Annotated in this window: 8 protein-coding genes; all 8 read right to left on the reverse strand. The window is 44.6% G+C overall.

The window, feature by feature from the left end:
* Positions 1-423 precede the first annotated feature (423 nt).
* Complete coding sequence (locus ABD806_RS17905; RefSeq protein WP_344960196.1) at positions 424-1566, reverse strand: phage/plasmid replication domain-containing protein; 1143 nt, start codon at positions 1564-1566, stop codon at positions 424-426.
* Between the two features lie 128 nt (positions 1567-1694).
* The gene (locus ABD806_RS17910; RefSeq protein WP_344960197.1) at positions 1695-2291 is read right to left on the reverse strand and encodes a 3'-5' exonuclease; all 597 of its coding nucleotides are present in this window, start codon (positions 2289-2291) and stop codon (positions 1695-1697) included.
* Between the two features lie 515 nt (positions 2292-2806).
* Positions 2807-3043, reverse strand: a complete 237-nt coding sequence (locus ABD806_RS17915) for a hypothetical protein (RefSeq protein WP_344960198.1) — start codon at positions 3041-3043, stop codon at positions 2807-2809.
* A gap of 67 nt (positions 3044-3110) precedes the next feature.
* On the reverse strand, positions 3111-3941 hold the full coding sequence (locus ABD806_RS17920; RefSeq protein WP_344960199.1) for a zonular occludens toxin domain-containing protein: 831 nt from the start codon (positions 3939-3941) through the stop codon (positions 3111-3113).
* A gap of 8 nt (positions 3942-3949) precedes the next feature.
* Positions 3950-4285, reverse strand: a complete 336-nt coding sequence (locus ABD806_RS17925) for a DUF5455 family protein (RefSeq protein ID WP_344931104.1) — start codon at positions 4283-4285, stop codon at positions 3950-3952.
* A gap of 1 nt (position 4286) precedes the next feature.
* On the reverse strand, positions 4287-5645 hold the full coding sequence (locus ABD806_RS17930) for a hypothetical protein (RefSeq protein ID WP_344960200.1): 1359 nt from the start codon (positions 5643-5645) through the stop codon (positions 4287-4289).
* A gap of 76 nt (positions 5646-5721) precedes the next feature.
* A complete protein-coding gene (locus tag ABD806_RS17935; protein ID WP_344960201.1) occupies positions 5722-5958 on the reverse strand; it encodes a major coat protein in 237 nt (78 codons plus the stop codon).
* A 335-nt stretch (positions 5959-6293) separates the two neighbouring features.
* Positions 6294-6664 (reverse strand): hypothetical protein (locus ABD806_RS17940; RefSeq protein ID WP_344960202.1); only part of this gene is annotated, 371 nt, incomplete at its 5' end.

Genomic DNA, 6664 nt, shown 5'->3' on the forward strand with positions numbered 1-6664 from the left:
AATTCAAGATCTTGAATTTCCAATTGTGGCTTGTTAGACATAATTTTTACCCCGTGGTTTATAATTGTTACAGTGCAACACCCTGCACATAAATAGGTATAGGTGTTACATTGTGACAATGCAACTAAAGGGGAAGAAAATGTCTGTTACAGTACGAATTAGTGAGGATGCTCACAAAACACTCCTACAACTGGCTGCGGAAATGACCGTAGCCACCCAGGGCGCACAAAGATTCACAGCCGCAGACGCACTGGACGCACTGATCCAAACGCAGTTAGACAAGGACGCAAGGGAAGAAATTGTACGTCCGATGCAAGAAGTGTAAGGGACTCAAGGGAGTATGAAAAATGGGCACCGGATGTGGGAAAACTCCGGAAGTCCGGAAAAAAGGGAGGTGTTACTTGCACCTCCCTTTGAACCCCCTCAGGCGGCCAACCTGTACCAGTCAGGAACGGCAAGAGAGGACAACATGATCTCATCCGTGCGAATGTGAACCCGAAGGCTAGTCACGTCGCACGGCATGGATATGTCAATACCCAGGGCAAGAAGGCGCTTTTTGTGGACGTAGAACTGACTATCACCCAACCCTAGATCCATACCATGCAGCCAGCGAAGGAAAACCGATTCAGTGACCCTAGCAGCCCGTTCACCGCAAACCTCGTAAGACACAAGTTGTTGACCGATATTGTCGTAACTCACTTTTGATACGCTCATACTATCTACCCATTTTTCGGCAATAATTAAATAATCATCCGCGACACGGCCAGCCGTTAAGCCGGTGCGGTAAAAGCGCAAGTCTTTATCACGAAGCCAATTATTTTTCAGTTTGTACTCAAGACGCACGACACCATGATGCAGGGCATATTGTTTGACCCGTTCATAATAATCCAATTCATCCTGATTAATCTTACCGTCTCGTAACAAGACGGCAAGACGTGATTTAACTCGGGGCAAATCAAACTCAGCCCCTTTAGAATAAAACCCAAAATAAAGCCGTCTGGAGCCCTCACCCCAGGTAACGCCATGCTGATAAAGTTTAGGCAGTCGCCTATTATGCTTAAAAGATGCCATGGCACGATAAAATTTAGACTCGTTGCCCTGACCTACCTGATAATTTCTTGTTACGTGTATTTCCTGGATAACAGCACCAGTATGAGCAATGACCTCATTCTCGGCGGGCAAATCATAACCCACAGCATAGGCAGGACAATGACGGCCAACACGCAATGGCTTAATACTGGTTGCAGGTGTAAATGGCGGCAAACCACAATCAGAAAGAATCCGGTTGTAAACGGTAACACAATCGTCAAGACTGGCCAGCCCAAACAAATTATCAAGCCGATCAAACCGGCTGGGATTGCCCGACATTTCAACCGTGTGACCGTCACAACGGATACTGATTGACGTGCTGTAAGAGCCCTCTATGCGCGTTCGGCTTTTTGTCTCAAACTCCTCCCCTGTCTCATAATCAAGATGGGACGAAAACAACTTACACACCAGGGGCAATGTCCTACCCTCCGGCATAATGTGTGTCTGTTTTATACTAAGCCAATCAAAAAAATACATATCAAGACTCCCTGTGCTGGGCCTTATACTGCTCAACCATACGCCGGACCTTTTCTTCAAGCGCAACAGGGATACGAACGGTTTTAGTTTGATATGGCAACCTGGGTTGACCAGGACCGCGCTTTTGATCACATCTGTTCATAGTTATAACCTCCATGGCCAGCATTAATCATATTTTTGATCACCTCCAACGTCATCAAGCAATCACCAAAGGCCCTATGAGCCTCAAACATAATAGGGTCAATACCACATTGAGACACAGCAGATGTTAATTTTTGCCACTTCCAACCGCCCCGGTAATCATCCCAAGAACCATGAAATTCAGCGTAATCGAGCATGGCACAAAGGCTAACAGCAGAAATATCAGCAATCATCATCCTGAATTGATGAAGAGCTGAATCTGAATGACCACTGAAATTATTGTCTATTGATTGAGCCATTACGCGCAAATCATACGCGGAATTGTAAATATAAAGCGGCAAACCTGATTTAGTAACTATCTCATGTAATCGAGAAAGCACGGCGTAAAATCTAGGCCAGTTTTTAACATCCTCATCGGTAATGCCGTGAATAGCAGTGGCAGCGGAAGGGATAGGCATATAAGGACAAACCAGAGTATTAATCAACTCAGTGCCATTGCTATCAATTAACGCCAGTTCGACGACTTCAGCGGAATTGTCGAGACCTGTAGTTTCAGTGTCAAGAATTAAAAATTGTGGTTTCATGTGATACCTCATCAAGAATCAAGATAAAAAAAGTTACCGAGTAACAAAGTAACTATAGAGCATGATATTACATGTTACAAGTATTAAGAGAAAAAAAGTGGAATTACATCAGGGGGTGCCGAAGTGGACATAGATAGGCGCCTATCGGCGGACGGCAGCTCCGCGCCGTCGCAGTATAGAGGTGACATGAATAGTTGAAATAAATACGTGAATGATCCACCTCAAAGTGACTGTGAAAGGGCGCTGAAAACCCGGTGTCCCGGACAGTTTCAATACGACATAGCGGATAGTGATTGCCGAACATCAAAAGACAGGTTTAGCAGGGCGCGGGGAGGAACGGCACTGTATGAGAGATAGAGGACGCGAAAAGGATCAAAGCTGAATGGGATTGCGAGGCACTTGACCAGCTCGACCAGGAGCGGAAGGAGGTAAAGGGCAGGACGTGTCCTGTCATGCTCTGGGAAGGTTTTGCATGGCTTCGCCATAAAAGAAAAGGCCCAGAAGGGCCGATTGGTTCAATGCGAAATGCCATATTCATCATCAATCAGATAGTAAGTAATGACATCTTTTGTACCTCCAACAATATAAGTAAACAATTGCTCACCGTCATTTAATTTAGGTAATGAATCATAGAACTCTAAGGGTGAAACATAAACAGGATTACCGACACACTCAATTAATCCACGTTCGCTTGAAAATCCAGTTACACCATTTGAATTATCGGCATGTAAATAAACGAGTATTGATTCCATTTTGTGCCCCTTGTGTTTGCTGTGGTTACATTGTAACTATAGCAAAGGTTAATACTTGTGACAAGTATTATTGGGTTATTTTTAGCCATTTGTTTTTTGAGTCGGAGCAAAACAGGGAAGCCACAAAAAGAATTGTCAACATGAAAACATTAAAAATAAAACGGAAAGGATTGAACCGTTTTTTGCCATAACGACCAACAAGATGCCAGGGAGTTAACATGCAGTGCAGGCCATTGGTATTTTCCTCACTGATGACTTGCTTGGTATCATAAAGAGGATAGATAGCGGAACCGGTATATCTAAACGAATCCTCAACCATGCCGGTTTCGAGATTAGTCATTTTAGCTTTGTGATACCGCATATAAATGGGCAGCTTGAAGCGTTTTTTAAAGATCATCCGATAAATTGTGCTAACTATGGGAATTGAAACAATTTTAATTGCCCTCATTTCATAATCAATAACGGCCCGGCGAACCTGGGCGTTAAGACTATCAATATCCTGTATTTGTAGAGCAATATCCCATCCATGTTTCCTTCGATGACGAAGCCAATCGACAATTGGTTTAACGTGGGGTTTATTCCATTCCTGGCTGTTAAGAAAAACCCCGGCCTCATCGAGCAATAAAAGGCCGTTTTCATCCCCATATTCCGGCCTGGGATTGCCAGGGCCGACAATGCCGCCTGCCTCAAGCTCGCGCAAAATATCGATACTTAACATATCGGGAATGCGATAAAGACGAATTTTACTATTACGCTTATCGCGAAAATTTTCGGGAAATAAATCCATGTTGGTTACTACAGGTCGACCAGCGGAGAGATAATCACGCGCCAGGCCGACAGAACAGAGGCCCTTACCCTGGCCGGTGCGACCCGTTACCGCTATAACGCCATCAATCATAAGGCCCCCTAATAATTACTCATACCGATATAATTACGCTGCCATTTATAAAGAGCGATGGCGCCATAACAGACAGCATAGAAAGACAAAATCGAAGCCCAATTTTCAGGAACAACCCAGGATGCAGCGACTTGAATTGGATAGGGCATAACCCAGGTTAGAGCGGCACCGGCGAGCCTAATAGTGCCATATGCGGCAGCAATAGCAGCAATAAGGATGGTCAGGCTAGCGACCCGATGAGCAATCCCCTTATTAAATATTAATGCCCGAAACTCAGACAAACCATTAAACATTCCGCCGAGAAAAGACGTAAAAGAACCTATTGCAGATGATACAGCAGCCATATTAGTTTAACTCCCGTGTTGCGATAGAAAACAAATGCCACATAGCAAGGAACCAGAGCATATAACCAATTACTTCTTTGCCCTGGTCGATTTTTTGACAGCCAGCAGCGCCAGGGAACGACAATGAGGTGCCGATAAAATCAAGAGTCATAGACTGACAGGAAGCGGCACTGATAGTCGGAAGATCAAACAAATCTGGCAAATCCAACGATTGGTTAATAAGATCCATTAAATCCTCGTCGTCTAAATCCTCATCATCCTGTCTGTTACTAGGGTCATTAGCATCAGCCTCAGCAGCAGATATAGCAGATTCATCAGCAGCAGCTTGTTCAGCCGCCAAAGTAGCGGCAGCCTCAGCAGCGGCAACCCGCTCAGCCTCTAATATTTCGGCCATGGACGCGGCAGTCAATGGAGCATCGGCCTCGCTATTTAGAGCATCGGCTTGACCCTCGGGAGTGTCCAAGCCTTGTATATCGCTGGCCATATCAGCTATACGATCATAATCCGCAGGGTCGATATATCCTGGCGCATTAGGGTCTGTTGATTGAGCGATACCATCCAACATGTAATTAATATAATCCTCGTCCTGTTGAGTAACCGCATCCGGCAGATATGTAAAATCATCTGTTGGGATTAAGTGAGACCAATCATTAGGAGCATCAGGGTTACGGAGAGCCTCTTTTGTCGGATTAGCGGCAATATAGGGCATAACTGAATCAAGAAAATCCTCATCAGCAATAGGAATATCAGCGGGCGGTAAAAGCTCATCGGTAGGAATTTTTATATAACCTGAATAACTGGAACCAAAGGATTTCCAAGTGGCGTTTGCTCGACAATCAGATGATGAACAAGACCAAGCGCCAACGATTTTGACATTATTAAGAGCAGAGCCGAATTGAGTATTCCAAATATTTAGCGCAGTGTTGATAGATACAGAATCACGAGTGACATTTGTAGAACCACCACTATTCATCAAATACACAGTAGAACGCGACTTATCCATATCGGGAGCTGAACCCGATGGATCAGGTTGATAAACATTGCCGTCATCGTCGAGTATATAATTCATTGCAATCATGGCAGCTATCCAATAGGGAGACCGTTTTAAAAATGCAGAGCCACCAGATTTTAGAATTGAGCCGATAGTTTGTTTCTGAATCGGTAACAAGCGAACTCGATAAGGGTGACTGGCCTTTGCCCCCTTAACAACAACCTTGGTTTTGACAGTTTCGCCGGTTACTTCATCGATATTAGAAAGATCATAGACTGATGCGGCCACGCCGTATTGATTTGCCATGGCTGCATTGATTGGCCATATGAAAATAGCCAGGGTCAGGGCAAGGGGCTTAAAAATTCTCATATGGAATCACCGAAAAATGGAATTAAAAAAGGCTCTATCGGTCAAACTGCGTTTGACCTCAAGAGCCAGTTTTTACTTAAATTTTGGAACCGAAACGCTTGAACAGTTTGAAAAGCACCAGAGCACCGAACAATGCAATTACAACCGGCCAAACCAAATCAGCCATGGCAAGCCCATCGGCCTGGACAGTTGCCAATTCCGTGCTAATAGCAGCCGGTAGGGCAGCATTGGCAGAGCCAGCAGCGAGAGCGGTAACAACAACAACTGATGCAGTTACAGCACGGGACATCATGTATTTAATGCGAGTAATCATAACACCACCTATATTTTTTCAGACAGTTTTTTAAAAAAAGTTATCAGGAACGAAGTCCCGTAACCCATTGCGAACGCGGCCAAACTGTATCCGGTATAAACACCGTCAACAAAGAGATCCGCTATTTCCCCCGCGAGTGATTCCATTACTACCTAAATCCTCCCGCGATGAAACCCAAACAAAAACAGAGTATGACAAATGACCTTACCGCCAATTCAGCCAACGCTGTCCAGTCCTGTAAAGTCATCTCATACATTTACGGCACCATAGAAAAAAATGTAACAAATGCGGCAAATGTGGAAACTATGCCGAGCCCGAGCATGAAAAAAGCGAGCTTAGCCATTAGCCACCGCCTTAGGCGCCGAAGCGGATGACGGAATATATTTTGATGAGTATGAGATACCACCGAATTTATCAATCCAGGGTTCAGGATGGAGATCATAAAATCCAGGGCGGAGCGCATCGGCGGGCTTTTCAGTGTAGAGCAATGCCCTGTCAGGATAGGGACGGTTGGGAACATGGAGATATGCCACCTGTTTGTAATATTGCTTACCCTTTTGGCTAGTAAATGGACCCAGCAATTCAAGATCTTGAATTTCCAATTGTGGCTTGTTAGACATAATTTTTACCCCGTGGTTTATAATTGTTACAGTGCAACACCCTGCACATAAATAGGTATAGGTGTTACATTGTGACAATGCAACTA

This window comes from Zobellella aerophila (genome assembly GCF_039539325.1).
Taxonomy (GTDB): domain Bacteria; phylum Pseudomonadota; class Gammaproteobacteria; order Enterobacterales; family Aeromonadaceae; genus Oceanimonas; species Oceanimonas aerophila.